This window comes from Streptomyces sp. NPDC042336, from assembly GCF_055581985.1.
Genome location: NZ_JBVJEA010000025.1, coordinates 43,973 through 65,653, shown reverse-complemented (window position 1 = coordinate 65,653; position 21,681 = coordinate 43,973). Strand labels below are relative to the sequence as shown.

Below are 21,681 nucleotides of genomic sequence, written 5' to 3'. Positions count from 1 at the left end.
CCCTGGCATGAGCGAGTTCATCAGCATCACCGGAGCCAGGGAGAACAACCTCCAGAACGTCTCGCTCCGCATCCCGAAGGGCCGGCTGACCGTGTTCACCGGCGTTTCGGGATCGGGGAAGTCGTCGGTCGTGTTCGACACGATCGCGGTGGAGTCGCGGCGCCAGCTGAACGAGACGTTCACCTGGTTCGTGCGCAACCGGCTGCCCAAGTACGAGCGGCCGCACGCGGACGCCCTGGAGGACCTGACCCCCGCCATCGTCGTCGACCAGCGGCCGGTCGGCGGCCACTCCCGCTCCACCGTCGGCACCATGACCGACATCCACTCGGTGCTGCGGGTGCTGTTCTCCCGGCACGGCACCCCCGGCGCCGGAGCGGCGACGGCGTATTCGTTCAACGACCCGTCGGGCATGTGCCCCGGCTGCGACGGCCTGGGCCGCAGGGTGCAGCCCGACTGGGACCGGATCCTGGACCCGGCCAGGTCGCTGGTGGGCGGGGCGGTCCGCTTCCCGCCGTTCGCCGCCGGGACCTGGCAGGGGCAGACCTACACCAACACCGGGGAACTGGACGTGCACAAGCCGGTCGGCGACTTCACGGCGGCCGAGCGCGCGTTCCTGATGCGGGGACGGCCCGGCAGCAAGGTCACCGTCAACGGCTCGGGCGGGACCTGGAACACCGAGTACGAGGGGCTCGCCGACCGGTTCGAACGGCTGTACCTCAAGCGGGACCTGTCCGGCATGAGCGAGAAGACCCGGGACCTCGTGCGCGGCTTCCTGGTGGAGGCCCGCTGCCCCGACTGCGGCGGGGCCCGGCTGAACGCGGCCGCGCTCGCCAGCCGGATCGACGGGCACTCCATCGCCGACTGCTCGCGGATGCAGATCACCGACCTGATCGCCGTGCTGAGGGAGATCGACGACCCGGTGGCCCTGCCCGTCGCCGCTGCCGCGGTGGCCGCGCTGGAGCGGGTGGAGGCGATCGGACTCGGCTACCTCAGCCTCGACCGGGAGACCGCCACCCTGTCCGGCGGCGAGGGGCAGCGGCTGAAGACCGTGCGGCACCTCGGTTCCAGCCTCACCGGGATGACGTACATCTTCGACGAGCCCAGCGTCGGACTGCACCCGCGTGACGTGGGGCGCCTCGGCGACCTGCTGCTGCGGCTGCGCGACAAGGGCAACACCGTGCTGGTGGTCGAACACGACCCGGACGTCATCGCGCTGGCCGACCACGTCGTCGACATGGGGCCGCGGGCCGGTGCCGACGGCGGCCGGGTGGTGTTCGAGGGGACCCCGGACGAGCTGGCGGCCTCGGACACGCTCACCGGGCGGTGCCTGGGACGGCGTACGGCGGTGAAGGAGAACGTGCGGACGCCGACCGGTGAGCTGTGGGTCAAGGGCGCCGACCGGCACAACCTGCGGGAGGTGACGGTGGCGTTCGCGACCGGGGTGCTGACCGCGGTCACCGGGGTCGCCGGGTCGGGCAAGAGCACGCTGGTCGCGGAGCTGACGGCGGCCCACCCGGACGCCGTGGTCGTCGACCAGTCGGCCATCGGCATCTCGGCCCGCTCCACCCCGGCGACGTACCTCGGGATCATGGACACGGTGCGGAAGATCTTCGCGCGGGAGACCGGTGCCGAGCCGGGGTTCTTCAGCTTCAACTCGGCGGGGGCCTGCGGCACCTGCGAGGGGCGCGGGATCATCCACACCGACCTCGCCTTCATGGACCCGGTGACGACCACCTGCCATGACTGCGAGGGGCGGCGTTTCAGGGAGGAGGTGCTGCGGCTGACGGTCGACGGCCGGTCCGTCGCCGACGTGCTCGCGATGACCGCCGACCAGGCCCTCGGATTCTTCTCCGACACCGGGGTACGCCGCCGGCTGCGCGCCCTGCGCGACGTCGGCCTCACCTACCTGACCCTCGGGCAGCCGCTGTCCACGCTCTCCGGGGGCGAGCGCCAGCGCATCAAGCTGGCTACCCGGCTGCACCGCACCGGCGCGGTGTACGTCCTGGACGAGCCGACCACCGGACTGCACATGTCGGACGTCGAGGGGCTGCTCGCCCTGCTGGACCGGCTGGTGGACTCCGGCAACACGGTCGTGGTCGTCGAGCACAACCTGGACGTGGTGGCGCACGCCGACCGGGTGATCGACCTCGGCCCGGACGGGGGTCGGGACGGCGGCCGGGTGATCTTCGAGGGCACCCCGCGCGAGCTGCTCGCCGCCCACAACTCCAGCACCGCGGAGCATCTCAGGAGGGCTACGAGGGGCTGACGGGGGTTCCTTCCGCACGGCTCCCCGCTGCATGATGGCGGAGCGGCGCCACGTCACGGGCGCCGGGCCCCCGGCGCCCGACCCGCGCCGGTCCGCGCCCTCACGAAAGGTCCCGTGTGCCCAGCAAGAAGGCCCTCGTCCGCCGCCCCGGTCCCAGGCTCGCCGAGGGGCTGGTGACGCACGTCGAGCGGAAGAAGGTCGACCACGGCCTGGCCCTCGAACAGTGGGACGCCTACGTCGAGGCCCTCGGAGCGCACGGCTGGGAGACGCTGGAGGTGGACCCGGCGGACGACTGCCCGGACTCGGTCTTCGTCGAGGACGCGGTCGTCATGTACCGCAACGTCGCGCTGATCACGCGGCCCGGCGCCGAGTCGCGGCGCGCGGAGACGGCCGGCGTCGAGGAGGCCGTGGCCCGGCTCGGCTGCTCGGTCAACTGGGTCTGGGAGCCGGGCACCCTGGACGGCGGCGATGTCCTGAAGATCGGCGACACGATCTACGTGGGGCGCGGCGGGCGTACCAACGCGGCCGGCGTGCAGCAGCTGCGGGCGGCGTTCGAGCCGCTGGGCGCCCGGGTTGTCGCGGTGCCCGTGAGCAAGGTGCTGCACCTGAAGTCGGCGGTCACCGCGCTGCCGGACGGGACGGTGATCGGGCACATCCCGATGATGGACGTACCCTCGCTGTTCCCCCGCTTCCTGCCGGTGCCGGAGGAGTCGGGGGCGCACGTGGTGCTGCTGGGCGGGAGCAAGCTGCTGATGGCGGCGAGCGCGCCGAAGACGGCGGAGCTGCTCGCCGACCTCGGCCACGAGCCGGTGCTCGTCGACATCGGGGAGTTCGAGAAGCTGGAGGGCTGTGTGACGTGCCTCTCGGTCCGGCTGCGGGAGCTGTACGCCTGAGTACGGTGCACCGCGCGTCCGTACTGCCTCGGACCTGCGGCTCTCGCGGCCGTGTCGGGTGGGGCCGGTCGGGGTGCTGATCAGCGACCTTTACAGTGCGTTTAACCTACGGTCTCGTAACCTACGGTTTCGTAGCCTACGATCCCGTAGGTTCCCCGGCACCGCTCGCCGGGCTGTTCCGCACTGTCGCACGTCCCCTGGAGTTCTTCGTGACGATCGTCTCCCCGCACCTCGGCACTTCCGCCGACTGGACCGACGCCCGGCTGCTGTACGCGCTGGAGGAAGTGGTCGAGAAGGAACTCAACCGGCATCTTCAGGTCGCCAAGGACTGGATGCCGCACGAGTACGTGCCGTGGAGCGACGCACGGAACTTCCCGGGGATCTTCGAGGACGGCGAGGCCTGGGGGAAGGAACAGTCCAAGGTCACCGACATCGGCCGGATCGCCCTCGTGGTGAACCTGCTGACGGAGGACAACCTCCCCAGCTACCACCACGAGATCGCCAGCCTCTTCGGCCGCGACGGCGCCTGGGGCACCTGGGTGCACCGGTGGACCGCCGAGGAGGGCCGGCACGGCATCGTGATGCGCGACTACCTGCTCGCCTCGCGCGCGGTCGACCCGGACCAGCTGGAGCAGTTCCGCATGGCCCACATGAGTGAGGGCTTCGAGTCGGACAACCGGCACTCCATGCTGCACTCGGTGGCGTACGTCGCCTTCCAGGAGCTGGCCACCCGCATCTCGCACCGCAACACGGGCCACCAGTCCGGCGACCCGGTCTGCGACCGCATGCTGGCCCGCATCGCGACCGACGAGAACCTGCACATGGTCTTCTACCGGAACCTGCTCAAGGCGGCCTTCGAGCTGGCACCCGACCTGACGATGCAGGCGGTCCGGGACGTGGTCGTCAACTTCCGGATGCCGGGTCACGGCATGCCGGGATTCGAGCGGGCCGCCGCGCAGATGGCGATCGGCGAGGTCTACAACCTGCGCATCCACCACGACGACGTGATCCAGCCCGTGCTGCGCTTCCTCAAGATCATGGAGATCGACGGCCTCGGTCCCGAGGGCCAGCAGGCACAGGAGGAACTCGGCCTGTACATGGGCGGGCTGGACGCCGAGGCCGCAAAGTTCGACGAGAAGCTGGCGGCGCGCAAGGCCCGCATGGCGGCCCGCGCGGCGGGCTGACCGCCCCGACCCCGGCCCCGCACACCGCTTCCGCCCCCGGCTGCCGCGCGCGGACCCGTGCTGAAGCGCGCGGACCGGTGTCACTCGTGGACCGTCGTCTCCTCCAGGGCCGCGTCGCGTGGTGCCGCTTGGCGAACGGGTTCCAGGACCGGACGGCGTACAGGAGGCCGGGCAGCAGCGGGCGACCGTGGGCGTGGTGCAGCCCGGCAGCAGGCGGGTCGCTTCGGTGTCGCCCCAGTCGCGGCGCACCCCGTCCACCAGCCGGTCGGCGAGGGCGGTGCGTCCGCCGGCGGCGACGGCGCGCAGCAGGCTCCGGCGGACCGCCTCGGAGGCGTCGGCGAGCCCCGTCCCGAAGGCGGCGTCGGGCACGCCCAGCTTGTCGGCACCCGCAGGGCGTGGCCGCGCACATACGGGTCGGGGTCGGCGATCCGGTCCGCGATCCACGCGGTGTCGCGGGCGGCGGACGCGGCGACGACCGCGAGCCGGCGCCCGTACGCCCCGTGCCGTTCGAGCTCGCGGAGCAGGGCCCGCGGCTCGGCCGACTCCCGCGCGCGTGCCACGAGTTCCCGCATGCGCCGCGGGTGGGCGAGCGGATCGAGGGCGTGCAGCAGGCTCTCGGCCTCGTGCTGTGCGGCGGTTCGGGACATGCCGGGATTCTGCCTGGCGCAACGGGCGCGGCGCAGCGCATTGTCGCGGGCGCGCTCAGGTGTGGCTCGGGAGCGCGGGTCAGAGAGTGGTGCGGGTCAGGGAGTGGTGCGGCGCAGGGCCAGCCGTTCCTTCTCCGACAGGCCGCCCCAGACGCCGAATCGCTCGTCGTTGCTCAGCGCGAACTCCAGGCAGGTCGAGCGGATCGGGCACAGGGCGCAGATCCGCTTCGCGTCCCGTACGGAGCTGCCGGGCTCGGGGAAGAAGAAGTCTCCCCCCGTCTGCGCGCACAACGCCTCCTCCTGCCAGCTGAGGTCGGGCGTCAGGGTCGTCTCGATGTGCATGCGCAGCAGCGTGCCGGGCGACGAAAAACGTTCGATCAACGCGGTATCAACGCCGCGCGTCCGCCACTCCCAGCCGATCAGATCGTCCTCCGCCCCGCACGGCGGCGCACGGCGGCGCGCGGAAGCGGTTGTCAGTGGTCGGTGGAAGACTCGTCAGAGCAGGCAACGGGACCCTTCCGAGGAGGGCGATCATGCTCACCACCCGTTTCGTCACCGGCGCTCCGAACTGGCTCGACGTCGGCACCTCCGACCTCGACGGCGCCGCATCCTTCTACGGTGGCCTCTTCGGCTGGCGGTTCCGCTCGGCGGGGCCGGAGGCCGGAGGCTACGGCTTCTTCGAGCTGGACGGCCGGATCGTGGCCGGCGGCATGGGCACGACGCAGGAGCAGGGCCCGCCGTCCTGGACGGTGTACTTCCAGGCGCCGGACGCCCGGGCCGCCGCCAAGGCCTCCGAGCAGGCGCACGGCGGTGTCCTCGTGCAGCCCACCGACGTCATGGACCAGGGCACGATGGCGATCCTCGCCGACCGGGCCGGGGTGCCGTTCGGCCTCTGGCAGCCGGGGCGGCGCGGCGGGCTGGACGTGGTCGGCGAGACGGGCGCGCTGTGCTGGGTGGAGCTGCACACGGCGGACATCGCGGCCGCCGCCGCGTACTACCGTGCGGTGCTCGGCCTGGAGACCTCCGCCGTCTCCTTCCCCGGCGGCTCCTACACCTGTGTCAATCCGGCCGGGGAGGGCGAGGAGGCGATGTTCGGCGGCATGGTCCCGCTCGCCGAGGACCCGGCGGACACGGACGCCGGATGGCTGCCGTACTTCGCGGTCGACGACGCGGACACCGCGGTCGCCCGGACCGGGGAGCTGGGCGGGACGGTGCGGATGCCCGCGACGGACATCGAGGGCGTCGGCCGCGTCGCCCACCTCGCCGACCCGTACGGCGCCCGCTTCGCGGTACTCAGGCCGGCACCACGCCAGGGGTAGGACCCGGGGCACGCCCGGCCCTCACCCCGCGCCGAGGCCCGACACCCCGGCCCGCGCCGGCTCCCCCGGCACCCCGCACACGCGGCGACACGGCCCACCGGGCCGACCACGGGACGGCGCAGGGCGCCAGGGCACGCCCAGACCCCCGCACCCGCGCCGACGCACGACACCGCGGTCCGCACCGGCATGCCCGGCCACACGGCCGACCGGAACGGCCACGGGACGGCGCAGGGCGCCAGGGCACGCCCGGCTGACCCCGAGGGCGGTGACCCGTCCGGCGTCCGGGTTCGCACCGCGCGGCGCGTTTCCGTGACCGCCGGTGCTCGCGTGCACGCGATGGTGCCCGGCCCCTGCGCATGTGTGTCCCGCGGCCGGGGGCCGGGAGCGTGGTCCGGGCGACGCGGTGACGTGCCGTCTCACGCCGTGGCGCGGTGGACCAGGGTGGTCGGCAGGATCACGCCGGACGGGGCTGCCGCCCGGGCCTCCGCGTCGTCGGCCGTCCCGCCGTCCAGGCCGCGCAGCAGCAGGCGGGCCATCAGCCGGCCCATGCCCTCTATGTCCTGACGCACGGTGGTCAGCGGCGGGTCGGTCTCCTCGGCGACGGGCAGCATGTCGTCGAAGCCCACCACCGCCACGTCGTCCGGCACCAGCCGCCCGCGCTCGCGCAGCACCCGCAGGGCGCCCGCCGCGGTGAGGTCGTTGGCCGCGAACACGGCGTCCAGCCCGGGGCACCGGTCGAGCAGTTCCCGCATCGCGCGCTCCCCGCCGCCCGAGGTGAAGTCCCCCCGCGCGATCAGCCCCGGGTCGGCGCCGGCCCGGACGTCGCGGAAGCCCGCGAGCCGGTCGGCCGCGGAGGTCTGGTCGAGCGGGCCGGTGATGTGCGCGATGCGGGTGCGGCCGAGCCCGGCCAAGTGGCGGACGGCCGAACGGGCGCCGCCCCGGTTGTCGCTGTCCACGTAGACCACGTCGCCCCGCCCGTCGTCCCAGTCGGGGCGCCCGCCGAAGACGGTCGGTACGCCGGCGCTGCGGACGAGGCCGGGCAGCGGGTCGTGCAGGTGCAGGGAGAAGACGAGGGCGCCGTCGACGTGTCCGCCGGCCAGGTAGCGCCCGACGCGGGCATGGTCCTCGCGGCCCTCGGTGAGCAGCAGGACGAGCTGGTTGTCGTGGGCCGTCAGTTCCTTGCTGATGCCGCGCAGTTGCTGGGCGAAGTACGGGTCGGCGAAGACCCGTGTCTCCGGTTCCGCGGCGACGACGGCGACGGCCTGGTGCCGCCGGGTCACCAGGGAGCGTGCGGCTTGGTTGGGCACGTATCCGAGTTCCTCCACCGCGCGCCGGACCCGCTCGGCCAGCGCGTCCCGCACCCCGTGGGCACCGTTGACCACACGGGACACGGTGGCCCGCGAGACCCCGGCGCGCTCGGCCACGGCCTCGAGCGTGGGGCGCGGCGCGGTCTCGGTCACGGGCGACTCCTCCTCGGCGGCTGCGGCACAGGATAGCGGCAGGCCGGGGCGCGGGAGGGAGCGCTCACGGGGCGGGGAACGTGCTGGTACGGGGGCCGGAGCCCTGGGCCGGAGTCGGCTCAGTGCTGGTGCTCGTGCCCCTGCGCCGGCGCCTCGCCCGCCGGCGCCCCGCTCTCCCCGCTCTTCGCGGTCGCCCCGCCGTGGGCGTGCGGGTCGTACCCCGGGATGGTGCCGTCCGGCTTCTTCACCAGGAACAGGCCCACCATCCCCATGTCGGAGTGGCTCTGCACGTGGCAGTGGTACATCCACGCCCCCGCGCCCACCCCTTCCCCCGCGATGATCTGGAAGCCGAAGGAGTCCGCCGGCCCGGTGATCTTGTTGTCGATGACCCGGCTCGGGTCGTCGGGGCCGGTGAGGATGCCGGTGCGGTTGTCCGCCCAGCGGTGACCGTGCATGTGGAAGGTGTGGTAGTACTCGCCATGCGTGATCATGACGATCTCGACGCGGTCGCCCACGGTGGCCTCGAAGTCGGGCCCGGTGTGCGGTTTGCGGTTGTTGATGGTCATGTCGTTGAAGACGATCGTGTGCGTGGCGTCCGGCAGCACGTCCCCCTTGCGGCGCACGATCACCGGGCCGTACAGGCCGTTGCGGATGCCCCCGGTGCCGTGTTCGGTGCCGACGACGTGGTCGTGGTAGTGCCAGTAGCCCGCGCTGCCCGGCCGCCAGGTGCCGTCGTCGCGACGTCCGGGCTTGTGGGTGCGCCAGGTGTAGGTACGGGTGCCGCCCGGCTCGACGTCGCTCTTGTTCATCGCGGTGCCGTCGCTGGAGATCTCGTAGTCCAGGCCGTGGACGTGCAGACTGGCCCGTACGTCCATCATGTTGGTGAACTCGATGTGCAGCGTGTCGCCCTCGTTGACCTCGATGAGCGGGCCCGGGACGGACGCCTTGCCCTTCTCGAAGCCGTAGCCCATCTGCCCGTCGGGCAGCTTCTCGGCGTACATCTTGAGGTGTCTCACCTCGCCCCCGGCCGGTGCCGTCCTCGCCGTGACCCCTTGGGCCTCGACTGCCGCGCCCACGGCCTCCGGTGCGACCGACAACGATGTCGCGACGGCCGCGCCGCCCAGCAGTACCCGTCGGTTGAAGCCTCGCCTGTCCATGCCGAACTCCCCACGCCGATACGGAATGTGCGCAGACCCAGGACCTGATTGGCTGTGATGAGCCTGTGGGACCGTACCGGTTGCCGCCGCGTTTATCCACACTCAGGACAAAGTTCGTTCGATCCCGGTCATACCTATTGGCGTACCGCGCAAAGAGGTCTAGCTTCCTTGGCGCTGCTGCCGTGACCGAGGAGGTGCCCATGCCCTTGAGAGGGTTGAGCGCGAGAAGAAGAGGCTGGGCGGCGTGCGCCACCGCCGCTTTCGTCGCCGCGGGACTGCTGGCCGGCCCTGCCGCCAGCGCACGTCCGGCGCCGGACCCATCCCTGACAACGATGTCGATCAAGTCGCCGCCCGGCGGCGCCAACGTACGGGTGCTGATCTTCTACGGTTCCGCCGCGGCCGGGGAGGAGTCACCGGTCGTGAACGCCGGTATCGCGGCGATCGAGCGGATCGGTCTCTCCGGGCCTGCCAAGGAGCAGTTCACGGTCGAGGCCACGGACAACGCCAACGTCTTCACCAACGAGAAGAAGCTCGGCCGGTTCAACGCGGTCGTGTTCCTGACCGGCGGCGGTGACGTCCTGACTCCTGCCCAGGAAGCGGGCCTGGAGGCGTACATGGAGGCCGGCGGCGGGTTCGTCGGCGTCCACGACGCGGCCCGCGCGGAGCCGTACTCGGACTGGTTCACCGGTCTGGTCGGCGCCCGCCCGGCCGCCGGAAGCCCGACGAAGGTCCAGCGGGCCACGGTCGAGGTCGGCGACCGGCGTCATCCGGCCACCAAGGACCTGCCGCTGGAGTGGAAGCGCCCGGACGAGTGGCTGAACTGGCAGAAGAACCCGTCCGGTGAGGTCCACACCGTGGCCCGGGTGCGCGAGTCGACGTACGCGCCCGGGGCGAGCGCCAACGGGGCGGACCATCCGGTCAGCTGGTGCCGGGACTACGACGGCGGCCGGTCGTTCTACACCGGCATGGGCGGCACGGTGTCGTCGTACGACGAGGCCGACTTCCGCACCCACCTGCGCGGCGCCCTGATGTGGACGACCCGCATCTCGCAGGCCGACTGCAAGGCGACCATCAACGCCAACTACAAGGCCGAGCGCCTGACCGACCCCAACCAGCCCGGCCAGAACGACCAGATCGGCGAGCCGCACGGCCTGGTCACCGCCCCCGACGGCCGCGTCTTCTACATCGGCCGCGGCGGCACGGACTCCTCCCACCCCGTGGTGACCGACTGGAACGACCCGAACGTCGGCAAGGGCACGGGCGAGGTCCACGTCTGGGACCCGAAGACCGACAAGGTCACCCTCGCCGGTGCGCTGACCGTCTTCGGCAACAAGGGCGGCGGCGACGAGCTGACCAAGGTCGAGGAGGGCCTGCTCGGCATCGAACTGGACCCGAAGTTCGAGGAGAACGGGTGGGTGTACCTGCACTACACCCCGCACTCGCAGATCAACCGGGACACCCACATGGCCGAGCGGCGGGTCTCCCGCTTCACCCTCGACCGGGCGACCGACAAGCTGGACATGGGCAGCGAGAAGGTGCTGCTGAAGTGGCCGGTGCAGATCCACAGCTGCTGCCACGCGGGCGGCGGGATGGCCTGGGACTCCAAGGGCAACCTGTACATCGCCACCGGTGACAACAACTCCAGTGGCTTCAGCGACGGTTACTCGGGCAACAACCCGCAGCCGAACTTCAAGGGCGTGTCCTTCGCCGACGCGCGGCGCACCGCCGGCAACACCAACAACCTCAACGGCAAGATCCTGCGCATCCACCCGGAGCCGGACGGGACGTACACCCTCCCGGAGGGCAACCTCTTCACCGGCAAGGAGACCGCCGAGGGCGGGGGCAAGACGCGCGGCGAGATCTACGTGATGGGTGTGCGCAACCCGGCGCGCATCTCCGTCGACAAGAAGACCGACACCCTGTACGCGGGCTGGGTCGGCCCGGACGCCGGCGCCCCGTCGCCGACGTGGGGTCCGGCCAAGTACGACACGTTCGCCACCATCACCAAGGCGAGCAACCGCGGTTGGCCGTACTGCATGGGCAACAAGCAGCCGTACCGGGACCGGAACCTGCCGGACCCGTCGAAGCCGCTGGGCTGGTACGACTGCGACCACCCGAAGAACGAGTCGCCGAACAATGACGGCCTGGTGAACCTGCCGCCGGTGACCGGCAACAACATCTGGTACTCGCCGCAGGGCGGCGGCCCCGACTTCCCGCGCGACGAGAACGGCATCCCGTCGTACAAGCAGGACGAGGCCGTCTACCGGCTGCCCTGGCTCAAGGGCGGCGGCCAGGCCGCGATGAACGGCCCGGTCTACCGCTACGACGCCGAGAGCACCAGTGACACCAAGTGGCCCGCGTACTGGGACGGCAAGTGGTTCGTCGGTGACTTCTACGACGCCGACCAGCCGCGCAACGCGGTGCTGATGGATCCGAAGACGCAGGGCGACGGCGGTCTGCCGGTGCACTCGGAGTCCCTGAAGAAGATCGTGCCGATCGGCAACGACGGCATCAAGAACCTGATGGGCTGGAAGTTCGGCCCGGACGGCGCGCTGTACGTCCTCGACTACGGCCGCGGCTTCTTCACCTCGGACTCCAAGTCGGCCCTGTGGCGGGTCACCTACGAGGGCGGCGGCCCGACGCCGGCCGCCGGACAGCTGGCGAGGGGGAGCGAATGATACGCCAACGAAGAATGTGGGCCGCGCTGCTGGCCGGCCTGCTGATGATGCTCGGGCTGCAGGCGACCTCCGCCTCCGGACAGCCGGCGGCGGCGCCCGCCGCGGCCGCCGCGGACCAGGTTCTGACCTGGACCGCGGGCGACGACATCACCAAGTACACGTCGGCGCCGGAGACGGCGGTGGCCGGTCCGGCCACGATCGTCTTCGAGAACAGTGAGGCCACCGGCAACACCACCGGCATGCCGCACACGCTGACGTTCATGACCAGCGATCCCGCGTACAACCAGGACGTCCAGCTGAACATCCTGGCCAACCCGAACGACGCCCAGGGCGGCAAGCACACCGCCGAGGTCACCCTCACCCCCGGCAAGTACATGTACCACTGCACGATCCCGGGCCACGGCCAGATGACGGGCGTGCTCGTGGTCACCGAGGGCGGCGGTGGCGAGGACACCACGGCGCCGGCGACCTCGGCCGAGGTGGGCGGCACGCAGAACGCCGACGGCGCCTACGTCGGTTCCGCGACCGTGAGCATCGCCGCCACCGACGAGGGCGGCTCGGGCGTGGAGCGGATCGAGTACGCGATCGGTGCGGACGGCGCCTGGCAGCCGTACACCACGCCGGTCGTCGTCGACCAGGTCGGTGAACACGTGGTGCGCTACCGGGCGTTCGACAAGGCGGGCAATGCCGCCGAGGAGAAGAGCGTCACCTTCGCGGTGGCCGCGCCGGACACCGACGACACGACCGCGCCGGAGACCTCGGCGACGGTCAGCGGTGAGAAGAACGCGGACGGTGCGTACATCGACATGGCGACGGTGACCGTCACCGCCTCCGACACCGGTTCCGGCGTCAACACCATCGAGTACGCGGTCGGCGACGGCGCCTGGACGGCGTACACGGCGCCGGTCATGGTGCACGAGGTCGGCGAGCACACCGTGCGCTACCGGGCCACCGACAAGGCGGGCAACGTCGCCGCGGAGAAGAGCGTCGCCTTCACCGTGGTCGCCGCTCCCCCGCAGGACACCACCCCGCCGGTGACCGGCGCGACCGTGGACGGCACCAAGAACTCCGACGGCGCCTACGTCGGCAGCGCGAAGGTGACCGTGAACGCCACGGACGAGGGTGGTTCCGGCGTCGCCGGTGTGGAGTACTCGCTGGACGCCGGGCCCTACCTGGCGTACACCGGCCCCGTGGTCGTCGACCGGGTGGGCCGGCACACCGTGGCCTACCGGGCGAGCGACAAGGCGGGCAACACCTCCCAGCCGCTGACCGTGAGCTTCTCGGTGGTGGCCGGCGGGGTCCCCGCGCCGCCCTGCCCGGAGTACGACGAGCGCCTCACGGTGATCGTCGGCACGGTCGACTCGGGGGTGCCGAACCGGGTCACCAACAACCGGTGCCGGATCAACGAGATGATCGAGGACGAGAAGGAGTGGACGTCCCAGGCCCTCTTCCTCAAGCACGTCCGTGAGGTCACGGACGGCCTCCTGGACGAGGGCGTCGTCGACAAGCGGGAGTACCGGGCGATCAACAAGGCCGCCAAGCAGTCGAAGATCGGGCTGCCCGGCCAGACCGAGGGCTACCGGTCGATCATGGACGGCACCCAGGACTCCTTCGCCAAGTGGGAGCAGGTGGGCGGCGGTTCGTTCGGCCTGAACCCGGACGGGTCGATCACCTCCAGCACCAGCACGCCCGGCATGGGCATGCTGTGGTTCCCCGAGCGCAAGTACGGCGACTTCTCGCTGAAGCTCCAGTGGCGTGACGACGCGGCGGGTACGGCGAACACCAACGGCGGCGTCTTCGTGCGCTTCCCGCAGGTGCACGACCACCCGGAGGAGTCGCGTCCGGAGTGGGTCGCCATCAAGTACGGGCACGAGGTGCAGGTGTTCGACAGCCCGACCGGCGACATGTACAAGACGGGCTCCCTCTACGGCTTCGACCGGGTCGGCCTGGCCGGCGCGGGCGTGACGGAGAAGGGCACCTGGAACGACTACGAGATCCGGGTGGTGGACCAGCACTACTCGGTCTACCGCAACGGTGTGCTGATCAACGAGTTCGACAACTTCGGCGGCCAGACCTTCTACCCCGAGCGCTCGGACGACCCGGGCACCGACGGGCGGCGGTTCGCCTCCGGCTACATCGGACTGCAGGTGCACAGCACGTCGGACGTGGTCTCGTACCGCGACGTCCGGATCAAGGACCTCTAGGGGTCACGTGGTGGCTCAGTCCGGGCCGGGAGCCTTCTTCCTGGCCCGGCTGGGCTGGACCCGGCTCGGCTCGCCCGGCATCTTCGGATACTCGGGCGGGTACGGCAGATCACCGAGCCCGTGGTCGTGCTCGTCCCTCGTCGCCAGCTCCAGCAGGGCGTCGAGGGAGTACCGCGTCCCGTCCATGCCCGCGTGCACGTCGCCGAGTTCGGCGAAGCGCGCGGGCATGGTCGTGATGTCGAAGTCCCGCGGGTGCGCGACGCCCACCTCGTCCCAGGTCAGCGGGGCGGACACCGGCGCGTTCGGGCGGGGGCGCACGGAGTAGGCGGAGGCGATGGTGCGGTCGCGGGCGGTCTGGTTGTAGTCGATGAAGATGCGCTCGCCGCGCTCCTCCTTCCACCACTTGATGGTGACCCGCTCGGGCATCCGCCGTTCCATCTCGCGGCCGACGGCGATCGCGGCGCGCCGCACCTGGGTGAAGGTCCAGCGCGGCTCGATCGGCACGAAGACGTGGATGCCACGCCCGCCGGAGGTCTTGGGCCAGCCCCGCAGTCCCCCGAACTCCTCCAGGACCGCGCGCAGTTCGTGGGCGGCGCGGGCGGCGTCGTCGTAGTCGGTGCCGGGCTGCGGATCGAGGTCGATGCGCAGTTCGTCGGGGTGGTCGACGTCCTCGCGGCGCACCGGCCAGGGGTGGAAGGTGAGGGTGCCGTACTGGGCGGCCCACAGGACGGCGGCCTCCTCGGTGGGGCACATCTCGTCGGCGCTGCGTCCGCTGGGGAAGGTGATGTGCGCGGTCGGGATCCAGTCGGGCATGCCCTTGGGCGCGCGCTTCTGGTAGAACCACTCGCCGGTGATGCCGTCCGGGTAGCGCTGCAGGGTGGTGGGCCGGTCGCGCAGCGCGCGCAGGATGCCGGGGGCGACGGCCTGGTAGTAGCGGGCCACGTCCAGCTTGGTGTACCCGCACTCCGGGAAGAACACCTTCCCCGGGCTGGACAGCCGCACGCTCCGCCCACCCGCCTCCAGCTCCACCGCTTCTGCCATGCGAGCCACGGTAGGCGCAGCACGGGAGCTTCGCATATCAGGCGACGGCGGGCGACGGCGTACAGAATCGGACCATGGAGCTCCCCGTCATGCCGCCCGTGAAGCCGATGCTCGCCAAGTCCGTGGCGAGGATTCCGCCGGGGATGCACTACGAGGCGAAGTGGGACGGGTTTCGGGCGATCGTGTTCCGGGACGGTGCCGAGGTGGAGCTGGGCAGCCGGACGGGCAAGCCGTTGACCAGGTACTTCCCGGAGCTGGTGGACGCGGTGCGGGAGCGGTTGCCCGAGCGGTGCGTGGTGGACGGGGAGATCGTGATCGCGCGGGACGGGCACCTGGACTTCGACGCGCTCACCGAGCGGATCCATCCGGCCGACTCCCGGGTGCGGATGCTGGCGGAGCGCACTCCGGCCTCGCTGGTCGCCTTCGACCTGCTGGCCCTCGACGACCAGTCCCTGGTGGACGTGGGCCTGGCCGACCGGCGGGCGCTGCTGGTGCGGGCGCTGTCCGGGGTCACGCCACCGGTGCACGTGGCGCCGGCGACGGACGACATCGAGGTGGCCCGGCGGTGGTTCGAGCAGTACGAGGGGGCGGGTCTGGACGGGGTGGTCGCCAAGCCGCTCGACCTGCGGTACCGGCAGGACGAGCGGGCCATGTACAAGATCAAGCACGAGCGCACGGCCGACGTGGTCGTCGCCGGCTACCGCCTCCACAAGAGCGGGCCGGTGGTCGGCTCGCTGCTGCTCGGGCTGTACGACGACCGGGGCGTGCTCCAGCACGTGGGCGTGAGCGCCGCCTTCACGATGAAGCGCCGGGCCGAGCTGGTGGAGCAGCTGGAGCCGCTGCGCATGGAGGACGCCCGGGGGCATCCGTGGGCCGCGTGGGCCGAGGAGGCCGCCCACGAGTCGGCGCGGCTGCCCGGCGCGCCGAGCCGGTGGTCGGGCAAGAAGGACCTGTCCTGGGTGCCGCTGCGTCCCGAGCGGGTCGTCGAGGTGGCGTACGACCACATGGAGAACGGGGCGCGCTTCCGCCACACGGCCCGCTTCCGCCGCTGGCGCCCGGACCGGACCCCGGAGAGCTGTACGTACGCGCAGCTGGAGGAGCCGGTCCGGTACGACCTGGCGGAGATCCTGGGCGGGCCCTGAGGCGCCGGCCGGCCGGTTACGGCTTCATCAGGACCTTGACCGCGCCGTCCTGCTTCTTCTGGAACATCTCGTACGCGTGCGGCGCGTCCGCCAGCGGCACCCGGTGGGTGGCGAAGCCGTCGACACCGAGGGGGTCCTGGTCGGTCAGGTACGGCACGATCTCGTCGCTCCAGCGGCGGACGTTGGCCTGGCCCATCCGCAGCTGGACCTGCTTGTCGAACAGGGTGAGCATGGGCATCGGGTCGGCCATGCCGCCGTACACGCCGGACAGCGAGATGGTGCCGCCGCGGCGCACCAGGTCGATGGCGGTGTAGAGGGCGGCCATCCGGTCGACGCTGAACCGCTCCGCCAGGGGTCCGCCGATGGCCCGGGGCATCACCGCGGCGGTCTGCTGCACCAGCTTGGCCACGGCGCCGCCGTGCGCCTCGGTGCCGACCGCGTCGATCACGGCGTCGGGGCCGCGGCCGTCCGTCCGGTCCTGGATCGCGGCGACGAGTTCCTTCTCGTCGTCGGAGGACCTGAGGTCGTAGGTCTCCACGCCCCGTGCGCGGGCCCGCTCCAGCCGCTCGGGCACGAGGTCCACGCCGAACACCTTGTCGACGCCCTTGAGCCGGGCGATCCGGCAGGCCATGTCGCCGATCGGGCCGAGTCCCAGCACGGCGAGGCTGCCGCCCTGCGGGACGGCGGCGTAGGCGACCGCCTGCCAGGCGGTGGGCAGGACGTCGGAGAGGTAGACGAAGCGGTCGTCGGCCGGGCCCTCGGGCACCTTGATCGGGCCGTACTGGGCCTGCGGCACCCGCAGGTACTCGGCCTGGCCGCCGGGCACCGCGCCGTACAGACGGGTGTAGCCGAACAGCGGGGCGCCCATGCCCTCGCCGGTGACCTGAGTGGTCTCGCACTGGGTCGGCAGGCCGGTGTCGCACATGTAGCAGTGTCCGCACGCGATCTGGAACGGGACCACGACCCGGTCGCCCGGCTTCAGGTTCGTCACCTCGGGCCCGACCTCCTCCACGATGCCCATCGGCTCATGGCCGAGGATGTCGCCCGGCGTCATGAACGGCGTGAGCACCTCGTAGAGGTGCAGGTCGGAGCCGCACAGTCCCGACGAGGTGACGCGGATGACCGCGTCGGTCGGTTCCTCGATCCTCGGGTCCGGCACGTCCTCGACCCGCACGTCCCGCTTGCCCTGCCATGTCACTGCCTTCATCGCCCGCGCTCCCTCCGTCGCCGTGCGCGTCGGTTCTGCGTGGCGGCCGGGTACCCCGGGGCTCCCGTCGCCGAACCCGGCGGTCTTTTCGGCCGAACAGCGGATTATCTGCCCCGTTCCGTGTGCCGTATGAGATTCATTCAGGTATGGCACTAAATGCTTCAAGAAGCGCACAATCAATGACACGGGATGGGCGGACGGATGGTCGGGATGCGACGAGGAACACGCAGGGGACGGTATGCCGCCCTGCTGACGGCGGCGGTGGCGGTCTCGCTGGCCGCGGCGGGCTGCACGGCGGGGCCCGACGCGCGGCAGGACGGGCGGGCGCCGGAACCGGAGCGGTCGCACAGCGCCGCCCCCGCTCCGGGACCCGTACTCGCCGTGAAGGTCGACAACGTGCGCGGGGCCCGCCCGCAGACGGGCCTGGAGGCCGCGGACGTCGTCTACGCCGAGCCGGTGGAGGCCGGACTGAGCCGGCTGATGGCGATCTACGCCACCGAGCTGCCCGCCTCCGTGGGGCCGGTGCGCAGCGCCCGCGAGTCCGACCTGGAGCTGCTCGGCCAGTTCGACCGGCCGGTGCTGGCGTTCTCCGGCGCGCAGAGCAAGCTGCTGCCGCTCATCGACAAGGCCCCGCTGCGCGCGGAGCCACCGGGCGAGGACTCCGACGCCTACGTCCGCGCCGCGGACCGGCAGGCCCCGCACAACCTCTACGTGCGTCCCGGCAAGCTGCTCCCGAAGCCCTCGGGAGCAGCGGCCCTCACCACCGGGTTCACCTACGGCAAGGCGCCCGCGGGCGGCCGGGCGGAGTCCTCGCACTCGGTGCGCTATCCCTCGGCGAGCTTCACCTTCACCTGGTCGGAGAGCCGCGACCGGTGGCTGGTCTCCATGGACGGCGACCCGGCCCGTACGGCGGACGGCGGACGGCTGGCCCCGGCCACGGTCGTCGTGCAGCACGTGAAGGTGCGCGAGTCGGACTTCCGTGACTTCCGCGGCAGCAACTCGCCCTACGTCGAGTCGGTGGGCTCCGGACAGGCGGAGGTGCTCCGCGACGGGCGGGCGTACCAGGCGGCCTGGAAGCGGGGGGCCGCCGCGGACGGCACCACCTTCACCACCGGGGACGGCAAGCCGCTGAACTTCGCCGAGGGCCAGGTGTGGGTGGTCTTCGCCGGGCGCTCCTGACGGGGAAGCCCCCGGTCAGCCCGGTGCCGCCGTCGGCTCGGCCGGGTTGCGGAGCCCTTCCGCGGCGTCCGCGACCCGGCGGATCAGGTCGAAGAACACCGCCTGCTCGTCGGCGGCGAGCGGGGCCAGGAACACCTGGTTCATCCGGGCGATGCGCACGCCCAGCCTGCGGTGGACGCGCTGCCCCTCGTCGGTGAGCCGGAGCAGGGACCGGCGGCCGTCCTGCGGGTCACGGACCTTGTCGAGCAGACCACGGCGGCCGAGCCGGCTGACCACCTCCGCGATGGTGGACCGGTCCAGGCCCACCCTCTCCCCCACGGTGCGCTGGTCCAGGCCCGGCTCGGCGACCAGGGCGTTGAGGACGGCGTACTGCGGCGAGGTGGTCTCCTCGGAGACCATCGTGTTCCACAGCAGGTAGTGCGCCTGCTGCAGCCGCCGGGCCAGGTGGCCGGGGTGGGTGGTCAGATCGACCGCTGCCATGCGCGCACTCCCGTGGGTAACTTTCATCGGTGCACTGACGATACATGGCACCGAGTACGGACGCCCGGGAACGCCTCATCCGATCTACCTCGCATTTCGTGGGTCTTGACGCCCCGGCCGCCCGGTGGCAGCGTGTGGGCAACCTCGCTGAAATACTCAGTGCCCTGACTATCCACTCCCGGGGCGCGCGGAAGAGATGGGGCTTCTCGGATGGACAAGGTGGTGGCCACGGCCGGTGCGGCGGTGGCCGACGTGCCCGACGGCGCGTCGCTCGCGGTGGGCGGTTTCGGGCTGAGCGGTGTGCCGAACGTGCTGATCCAGGCGCTGTACGAGCGCGGGACCGGCGGGCTGTCGGTGGTCTCCAACAACTGCGGGGCGATGGACTCCGGACTCGCCGTGCTGCTGGCCGCCGGTCGCATCGCCCGCGTGACCGGGTCCTACATCGGCGCGAACAAGGAGTTCGCGCGCCAGTACCTCGGCGGCGAGCTGGAGGTGGAGATGATCCCGCAGGGCACCCTCGCCGAGCGGCTGCGGGCCGGCGGCGCGGGGATACCCGCCTTCTACACGCCCGCCGGGGTCGGCACCCAGGTCGCCGACGGCGGACTGCCGTGGCGGTACGACGGGTCGGGCGGCGTCGCCCTGGCCTCGCCGCCCAAGGAGGTCCGCGAGTTCGACGGGACGGAGTACGTGCTGGAGCGCGGCATCCGCACCGACTTCGCGCTGGTCCGCGCGGCGAAGGGGGACCGGCACGGGAACCTGGTGTTCGCGAAGTCGTCCCGCAACTTCAACCCGCTGGCCGCGATGGCCGGGCGGGTCACCATCGCCGAGGTGGAGGAGCTGGTCGGGCCCGGCGAGATCGACCCGGACGCGGTGCACCTGCCGGGGATCTTCGTCCAGCGGGTGGTGGCGCTCACTCCGGAGCAGGCCACCGACAAGAGGATCGAGCGGCGGACGGTGACCTCCTGATGGCGTGGACGCGTGAACAGATGGCCGCGCGGGCGGCACGGGAGCTGCGGAACGGCCAGTACGTCAACCTCGGCATCGGCCTGCCCACCCTGATCCCGAACCACCTCCCCGAGGGCGTCGAGGTCACCCTGGAGTCGGAGAACGGCATCCTGGGCACCGGCCGGTACCCCACCGAGGCCGAGGTGGACCCGGACCTGATCAACGCCGGCAAGGAGACGGTCACGGTCCGGCCGGGCGCCGCCTTCTTCGACTCGGCCCTGTCCTTCGCCATGATCCGGGGCGGGCACATCGACGTGGCGGTCCTCGGCGCGATGCAGGTCTCGGCCTCCGGCGACCTCGCGAACTGGGCCGTCCCCGGAAAGATGATCACCGGGATCGGCGGCGCGATGGACCTCGTCCACGGAGCCCGCACCGTCATCGTGGTCATGACCCACACCGCCAAGGACGGCTCCCCCAAGATCCTCCAGGAGTGCGCCCTGCCGCTCACCGGCAAGGCCTGCGTCGACCGCGTCATCACCGACCTCGGCGTCCTCGACGTCACCGGTGACGGCCTGGTCCTGGTGGAGACCGCGCCGGGAGTGAGCGTCGACGAGGTCGTCGCCAGGACCGATGCCGAGCTCGTCGTCGCGGAGGGAGCGAAGTGAGGGACGTCTACATCGTCGACGCGGTGCGCACGCCGTTCGGCAAGTACAACGGAGGCCTGGCGGGCGTGCGCCCGGACGACCTGGCCGCACACGCGATCCGTGAACTCCTCGGCCGTACACCCGGCCTGGACCCGTCCCGGATCGACGACGTCTACTTCGGCAACGCCAACGGCGCCGGTGAGGAGAACCGCAACGTCGCCCGCATGGCCGCCCTCCTGGCCGGCCTGCCCACCACCGTCCCCGGCGTCACGGTGAACCGGCTGTGCGCGTCCGGCCTCGAAGCGGTGATCCAGGCCGCCCGTGCCATCGCGGTCGGCGACGCCTCGGTCGCGCTCGCGGGCGGCGTGGAGTCGATGACCCGGGCGCCGTACGTGCTGCCCAAGTCGGACCGGCCCTTCCCGGCCGGGCACACCGAGATGTACTCGACCACCCTGGGCTGGCGCATGGTCAACCCGGCGATGGACCCGCAGTGGACGATCCCGCTCGGCGAGTCGGCGGAGCTGATCGCGGACAAGCACGGGATCACCCGCGAGCAGCAGGACGAGTTCGCCCTCGCCTCGCACCGGAAGGCGGCCCGGGCCCGGGCCGACGGCCTGTTCGACGCCGAGCTGGCCCCCGTTGCGGTGCCGCGGCGCAAGGGCGACCCGGTGGACTTCGCCGCCGACGAGTGCGTACGCCCGGACGCCTCGGCGGACGCGATGGCGAAGCTCAAGCCGTCCTTCCGGAAGAGCGGGGGCACCGTGACCGCCGGGAACGCCTCCCCGCTGAACGACGGGGCGGCGGCGCTGCTCCTGGTCGACGAGGAGGGCCTGCGGGCCACCGGACGCGAACCGCTCGCCCGGGTCTCGGCCACCGGCGTCTCGGCCACCGACCCGCAGTACTTCGGCCTGGCCCCCGTGGAGGCGGTGAACCGCGCACTCGCCCGGGCCGGACGGACCTTCGCCGACCTGGACGTGCTCGAACTCAACGAGGCCTTCGCCGCCCAGGTGCTGGGCTGCGTCGCCGAGTGGCCCGAGTTCGACCCCGCGGTCCTCAACCCGCAGGGCGGTGCCATCGCCCTCGGCCACCCCCTCGGCGCCTCCGGCGCCCGCCTCGCCGGCACCGTCGCCCACCAGCTCGCCCGCAGGGGCGGCGGCACCGGCATCGCCACCCTCTGCATCGGCGTCGGCCAGGGCCTGGCCCTGGTCCTCGACCGCTAGTCACCCACGGGATCC

At 71.9% G+C, this 21,681-nt stretch carries 18 protein-coding genes; 11 read left to right on the top strand and 7 right to left on the bottom strand.

The features are described 5' to 3' along the window. Positions 1-7 precede the first annotated feature (7 nt). The 3 genes from ACZ6IM_RS34935 to ACZ6IM_RS34925 all read left to right on the top strand — a co-directional run bounded on the left by ACZ6IM_RS34935 (position 8) and on the right by ACZ6IM_RS34925 (position 4,343). Positions 8-2,266, top strand: a complete 2,259-nt coding sequence (locus ACZ6IM_RS34935; RefSeq protein ID WP_469562352.1) for an ATP-binding cassette domain-containing protein — start codon at positions 8-10, stop codon at positions 2,264-2,266. 116 nt (positions 2,267-2,382) lie between these two features. After that, a complete protein-coding gene (gene ddaH / locus ACZ6IM_RS34930; RefSeq protein ID WP_052842268.1) occupies positions 2,383-3,159 on the top strand; it encodes a dimethylargininase in 777 nt (258 codons plus the stop codon). Positions 3,160-3,368: 209 nt separating this feature from the next. Beyond that, a complete protein-coding gene (locus ACZ6IM_RS34925) occupies positions 3,369-4,343 on the top strand; it encodes an acyl-ACP desaturase (protein ID WP_052842269.1) in 975 nt (324 codons plus the stop codon). An 80-nt stretch (positions 4,344-4,423) separates the two neighbouring features. Here the strand turns inward: ACZ6IM_RS34925 and ACZ6IM_RS34920 are convergent, their stop codons facing one another. Next, entirely contained in the window at positions 4,424-4,990 is a 567-nt protein-coding gene (locus tag ACZ6IM_RS34920; protein WP_469562349.1) for a hypothetical protein, read from the bottom strand. Between the two features lie 96 nt (positions 4,991-5,086). Beyond that, complete coding sequence (locus ACZ6IM_RS34915; RefSeq protein WP_052842308.1) at positions 5,087-5,332, bottom strand: WhiB family transcriptional regulator; 246 nt, start codon at positions 5,330-5,332, stop codon at positions 5,087-5,089. A gap of 191 nt (positions 5,333-5,523) precedes the next feature. Between ACZ6IM_RS34915 and ACZ6IM_RS34910 the strand changes: the two genes are divergently transcribed. Continuing rightward, positions 5,524-6,309 carry a VOC family protein gene (locus tag ACZ6IM_RS34910; RefSeq protein ID WP_469562346.1) on the top strand — a complete coding sequence of 262 codons (786 nt, stop codon included), beginning with the start codon at positions 5,524-5,526 and terminating at the stop codon, positions 6,307-6,309. Between the two features lie 416 nt (positions 6,310-6,725). Here ACZ6IM_RS34910 and ACZ6IM_RS34905 read toward each other — a convergent pair whose 3' ends face one another. Both ACZ6IM_RS34905 and ACZ6IM_RS34900 read right to left on the bottom strand, forming a co-directional pair. After that, positions 6,726-7,769, bottom strand: coding sequence for a LacI family DNA-binding transcriptional regulator (locus ACZ6IM_RS34905; RefSeq protein WP_052842271.1), 1,044 nt, complete (start codon positions 7,767-7,769; stop codon positions 6,726-6,728). 119 nt (positions 7,770-7,888) lie between these two features. Beyond that, positions 7,889-8,926, bottom strand: a complete 1,038-nt coding sequence (locus ACZ6IM_RS34900) for a multicopper oxidase domain-containing protein (protein ID WP_052842272.1) — start codon at positions 8,924-8,926, stop codon at positions 7,889-7,891. Between the two features lie 200 nt (positions 8,927-9,126). Between ACZ6IM_RS34900 and ACZ6IM_RS34895 the strand changes: the two genes are divergently transcribed. After that, positions 9,127-11,604 (top strand): ThuA domain-containing protein, encoded by a 2,478-nt coding sequence (locus ACZ6IM_RS34895; protein WP_469562343.1) that lies wholly within the window; start codon positions 9,127-9,129, stop codon positions 11,602-11,604. Between the two features lie 14 nt (positions 11,605-11,618). After that, positions 11,619-13,808: an OmpL47-type beta-barrel domain-containing protein gene (locus ACZ6IM_RS34890; protein WP_469562416.1), complete on the top strand. Its 2,190-nt coding sequence runs from the start codon at positions 11,619-11,621 to the stop codon at positions 13,806-13,808. A gap of 15 nt (positions 13,809-13,823) precedes the next feature. On the opposite strand, the gene ligD is transcribed toward ACZ6IM_RS34890, so the two are convergent. Further along, entirely contained in the window at positions 13,824-14,849 is a 1,026-nt protein-coding gene (gene ligD / locus ACZ6IM_RS34885) for a non-homologous end-joining DNA ligase (protein WP_469562340.1), read from the bottom strand. 74 nt (positions 14,850-14,923) lie between these two features. Between ligD and ACZ6IM_RS34880 the strand changes: the two genes are divergently transcribed. Continuing rightward, the gene (locus ACZ6IM_RS34880; protein WP_469562337.1) at positions 14,924-15,991 is read left to right on the top strand and encodes an ATP-dependent DNA ligase; all 1,068 of its coding nucleotides are present in this window, start codon (positions 14,924-14,926) and stop codon (positions 15,989-15,991) included. A gap of 16 nt (positions 15,992-16,007) precedes the next feature. Here ACZ6IM_RS34880 and ACZ6IM_RS34875 read toward each other — a convergent pair whose 3' ends face one another. After that, entirely contained in the window at positions 16,008-17,198 is a 1,191-nt protein-coding gene (locus ACZ6IM_RS34875; RefSeq protein ID WP_469562334.1) for a zinc-dependent alcohol dehydrogenase, read from the bottom strand. A 210-nt stretch (positions 17,199-17,408) separates the two neighbouring features. Here ACZ6IM_RS34875 and ACZ6IM_RS34870 point away from each other — a divergent pair, with 210 nt between their 5' ends. Next, entirely contained in the window at positions 17,409-18,377 is a 969-nt protein-coding gene (locus tag ACZ6IM_RS34870; RefSeq protein ID WP_469562331.1) for a DUF3048 domain-containing protein, read from the top strand. 15 nt (positions 18,378-18,392) lie between these two features. On the opposite strand, the gene ACZ6IM_RS34865 is transcribed toward ACZ6IM_RS34870, so the two are convergent. Further along, entirely contained in the window at positions 18,393-18,857 is a 465-nt protein-coding gene (locus ACZ6IM_RS34865; protein WP_469562328.1) for a MarR family winged helix-turn-helix transcriptional regulator, read from the bottom strand. 210 nt (positions 18,858-19,067) lie between these two features. On the opposite strand from ACZ6IM_RS34865, the gene ACZ6IM_RS34860 reads away from it, so the two are divergent. Genes ACZ6IM_RS34860 through ACZ6IM_RS34850 form a run of 3 tightly spaced genes read left to right on the top strand, consistent with a single transcriptional unit; the run spans position 19,068 to position 21,666 of the window. Next, a complete protein-coding gene (locus tag ACZ6IM_RS34860) occupies positions 19,068-19,823 on the top strand; it encodes a CoA transferase subunit A (protein ID WP_469562325.1) in 756 nt (251 codons plus the stop codon). Further along, on the top strand, positions 19,823-20,467 hold the full coding sequence (locus ACZ6IM_RS34855; protein WP_469562323.1) for a CoA transferase subunit B: 645 nt from the start codon (positions 19,823-19,825) through the stop codon (positions 20,465-20,467). The genes ACZ6IM_RS34860 and ACZ6IM_RS34855 overlap by 1 nt, the downstream gene beginning before the upstream one ends. Then, positions 20,464-21,666, top strand: a complete 1,203-nt coding sequence (locus tag ACZ6IM_RS34850) for a thiolase family protein (RefSeq protein WP_469562321.1) — start codon at positions 20,464-20,466, stop codon at positions 21,664-21,666. Before ACZ6IM_RS34855 ends, ACZ6IM_RS34850 begins: the two co-directional genes overlap by 4 nt. The last annotated feature ends 15 nt before the right edge of the window (positions 21,667-21,681 follow it).